The sequence below is a fragment of the [Phormidium] sp. LEGE 05292 genome, assembly GCF_015207735.1.
Classification (GTDB): Bacteria; Cyanobacteriota; Cyanobacteriia; order Cyanobacteriales; family Aerosakkonemataceae; genus Floridanema.
Genome location: NZ_JADEWG010000276.1, coordinates 1 through 4,011 on the forward strand (window position 1 = coordinate 1; position 4,011 = coordinate 4,011).

General features: G+C 43.7%; 3 protein-coding genes. All 3 read left to right on the forward strand.

Annotation, left to right across the window (positions count from 1 at the left end; translation table 11 throughout):
• Positions 1–957, forward strand: a 957-nt coding sequence (gene recO / locus IQ264_RS31720; RefSeq protein ID WP_322744845.1) for a DNA repair protein RecO, incomplete at its 5' end; no start/stop codon positions are given.
• Between the two features lie 6 nt (positions 958–963).
• Positions 964–2,652 (forward strand): MFS transporter, encoded by a 1,689-nt coding sequence (locus IQ264_RS31725; protein ID WP_228061965.1) that lies wholly within the window; start codon positions 964–966, stop codon positions 2,650–2,652.
• 176 nt (positions 2,653–2,828) lie between these two features.
• Positions 2,829–3,983: a glycosyltransferase family 4 protein gene (locus tag IQ264_RS31730; protein ID WP_193986605.1), complete on the forward strand. Its 1,155-nt coding sequence runs from the start codon at positions 2,829–2,831 to the stop codon at positions 3,981–3,983.
• Positions 3,984–4,011 lie beyond the last annotated feature (28 nt).

Genomic DNA, 4,011 nt, shown 5'->3' on the forward strand with positions numbered 1-4,011 from the left:
CCCCAGTCCCCAGTCCCCAATCACCAGTCCCTAGTAATGAGTAGAACGTATAAAGCAACTGGTATAAATCTTAAGAGTATGCCTTTAGGTGAGACAGACCGCTTGTTAACGATTTTGACAAGGGAGTTTGGCTTAATTCAGGCAGTAGCGCCTGGGGCGCGGAAGCATCACTCAAAGCTAGGTGGTAGGAGTGAGTTGTTTGTGGTGAATGAATTATTGATTGCCAATGGTCGATCGCTAGATAAAATAACTCAAGCCGAAACTGTAGAAACCTATCCTAAGCTAGGTGATAATCTGCTGAAACTCTCAGCTAGTCAATACCTAGCAGAACTAGTACTTTGCCACGCCTTGAGCGAACAACCCCAAGAAGAACTGTTTTGTTTATTGACAGAACACCTGAGACGCATTGAGCAAATACCTAAAATTACCGTAAATCGGTCTTTAATTGTCTTAGCGTATCTTGCTCATGCGATATTTCATACTTTAGCTCTCGCTGGAATAGCTCCCCAAGTCCGCCTTTGTTGCCTAACTCAGCAACCTCTGACACCAGACTGGCAAACCTCTGAATGGCGAGTCGGTTTTAGTAATGCGGCTGGAGGTATAGTCAATTTACTAGCATTAGCTCGATTAAGGGCCCAAGGCAGAGAAAAGCAGGGGAACAGGGAAGCTCTTGAGCAGGGAAGAAATTACCCAATCCCTAGAACTGTAATTCAACAAAAGGAGATTCCTAAAATAGATGCTCAACTTTCAGCTAGCGAATTGTCTTTATTTCAGCATTTAGCGAATCCTGAACTACCGCCAGTTGCCGAAAATGCAGGTGACGGGTTTTTTCACCAACCTAACTGGCTATCTGTAGAAAAAGTTTTACGCCAGTATAGTCAATATCATTTTGGCAGGCTGATTCGTTCAGCCGTTTTGATGGATACTTATTTAAACTCCCTGTCCACTTCCTCTTGATAAATCATGGAATGGTTTGATTCTGATAGAGAAACATTAATAATGCCAAGTTATGCTACTTCGTCCCAGGCTAAACCACAATCGGGCAAGCTGGAACAGCAGAATGAAAATGGGAAACCACAGAATGGGAAAGAAGAGACTCAGATGCAAACAAAGGGAGACTTAAAGGACTTCTTAGCGTCGGAAACTCTAATTCCCGCCTCTGGTAAATCCTTAAATTCTAATCAGCAAGTTGTGGCTCCGGGAAATAATGGGTTGATTCCGTCAGCTTCTTCTGTAAGGGCGGGTTTAGCAGATAAATCTGGACTCGCAGCAGAAGATTTAACCACAAAATCCGCCCCGACAGCGGAAAAAACTACGGAAATAGAGGAAGAGGAAGAATCTTCGGTTGGTTTTATTCCTGTTCTAAAAAATCGTAATTTTTTGGCTCTTTGGAGTGGTCAAGTTTTTTCCCAACTGGCGGATAAGGTTTATTTGGTGCTGATGATTGCGCTGATAGATACTCAATTTCAAGTTGGGAGTCAGACAATCAGTGCTTGGGTATCAGCGATTATGATGGCTTTTACGATTCCCGCTGTGTTGTTTAGTTCGTTGGCGGGTGTATTTGTCGATCGCTGGTCGAAGCGTACAGTATTAGTATCCACAAATATATTTCGCGGTATCTTGGTGCTGGCTTTACCCGCTTTGCTTTGGTTATCTCAAGGTTGGATGCCGATAGCTAGTTTGCCAGCAGGTTTTTGTATCTTGTTACTGGTGACTTTCCTAGTTTCCACACTCACCCAGTTTTTTGCCCCCGCAGAACAAGCCGCCATTCCGATGATTGTCGAACGTCGCCATTTATTATCAGCCAACTCGCTGTATACAACTACAATGATGGCGCTGGTGGTGATTGGTTTTGCTGTGGGAGAACCACTGTTAGCACTGGCTGATACTTTATGGATAAACTTGGGTGGCGAGGGAAATATTGGGAAAGAATTGTTGGTTGGTGGGTCTTATGCGATCGCAGGTTTACTGCTAATCTGGTTGAAAACTCATGAAAAAGTCAACCCACAAGACCACGAAGCACCCCACGTTCTCGCAGACTTAAAGGAAGGATGGCGTTATCTGAGCCATGAAAAGCGAGTTCGGAGCGCCCTTTTACAATTAATTATCTTATTTTCTGTATTTGCCGCCCTCTCAGTTTTAGCAGTGCGCCTTGCTGAATTAATTCCTGGCTTAAAACCTTCGCAGTTCGGTTTTTTAATGTCGGCTGGCGGAGTGGGAATTGGAATAGGCTCCGCACTTTTGGGGCACTTTGGTCAAAGATTATCCCACACTCTCTTGAGTTTATGCGGTTCTTTGGGAGTCGCAGCAGCTTTAACTGGTTTGGCTTTACTTCCCCATGATTTGTGGCTGGTGTTATTACTAGTAATGATTATGGGAACCTTTGGCGCTTTAGTGGCAGTACCAATGCAAACCACGATTCAAAGGGAAACTCCCTCAGAAATGCGTGGTAAAGTATTTGGATTGCAGAACAACGCCATTAATATTGCCATGAGTTTACCCTTGGCTTTAGCTGGTGTGGCAGAAACCTTTTTCGGTTTAAAAGCAGTTTTTCTAACTTTAGCTGCCGCTGCGATCGCAGGAGGGCTATTTACCTGGTATAGTTGCAACACTAGCTCTCACACAAACACACAATTTAACAAAGAGTGCTAACAACGTCATTGGGTAACAGGTAATGGGTAATAGGTAATGGGTTCTTCCAACTACCAACTACCAACTACCAAAGTTCACAAGTCGGAATTTATAGGTCATCCCTAACAAACTCTTGACTTTTGAGTTAACAAATGTCGTAGTTAGCTTGTGGCTTTTTAGCAGTTGGCAAAACCTGAATGAGTCAGCTTCACATCGCTTGGTTGGGAAAAAAAACACCCTTTTGTGGCAATGTCACCTACAGTCGGGAAATTACTAATGCTTTAATGGGTAAACATAAGATTAGTTTCCTGCATTTTGCAGTCGAAGAATCCGACCAAGACAAATGGCCGCAATATCAAGAAGTTTCCCTGCCCTTTTTATACAAGTCCCAGGTTTACACTATCCCCACATTACAATCAAGAAAAATTTTGATTGATTCGCTGCGGGATTTAAAACCGGACATAGTACACGCATCTCTCACTCTGTCTCCTTTAGATTTTGTACTTCCAGAAATCTGTCAGGAGTTAAATTTGCCGTTAGTGGCAACTTTCCATACTCCTTATGCTCGTAAAGGAGCCAAACTTAAATCGGGAACTCAATATCTGGCTTATCAACTATATTCACCTTTTTTAGCAAACTACGATCGCGTCATAGTCTTTTCTGAGATTCAACGGGAGTTACTCGCCCGCATGGGTGTTTCCCCCTCACAGGTAGCTGTAATTCCCAACGGAGTAGATGAAACTAAATACTCTCCCGGAACTTCTAACCTGAAATCTCAGTTTAATGCTAAGCGTATTTTTCTTTATCAAGGCCGAATAGCCCCGGAAAAAAATGTCGAAGCTTTACTTAGAGCTTGGCAAAAGGCCAACATGGGGCCAGATTGCAAACTACTAATTGTCGGCGATGGGCCTTTAAGAACATCTTTAGAACCGTTTTATGATTCGGAGTCTGGCATTATTTGGTTGGGATTTGTCGCTGATGAAGAGCGCCGAATTGACATCCTGCGAGGGTCAGATGTTTTCATTCTTCCTTCCTTAGCTGAAGGTCTTTCCTTGTCTTTGTTGGAAGCGATGGCTTGTGGTGTAGCTTGTGTCGCCACAGATGTCGGCGCAGATGGCGAAGTTTTAGAAGGGGGCGCTGGCATAGTTGTTAACCCTCAACGAGTCAAAACAGAGTTACAAACTTTGTTACCTCTATTACGTGACCACAAGGATTTCACCTCTAGTTTAGGTCGAAATGCCAGAGCCAGAATCGTGGAAAGATACACTCTCAGTCGCAACATCGCTCAATTGGAAGAACTCTATGAGCAAGTGTTAAAACAGCCGATTTTTCCAATGAAACGTCGCGCTTGAGGAGATGGGAGGTAGGGAGGTGGGGAGA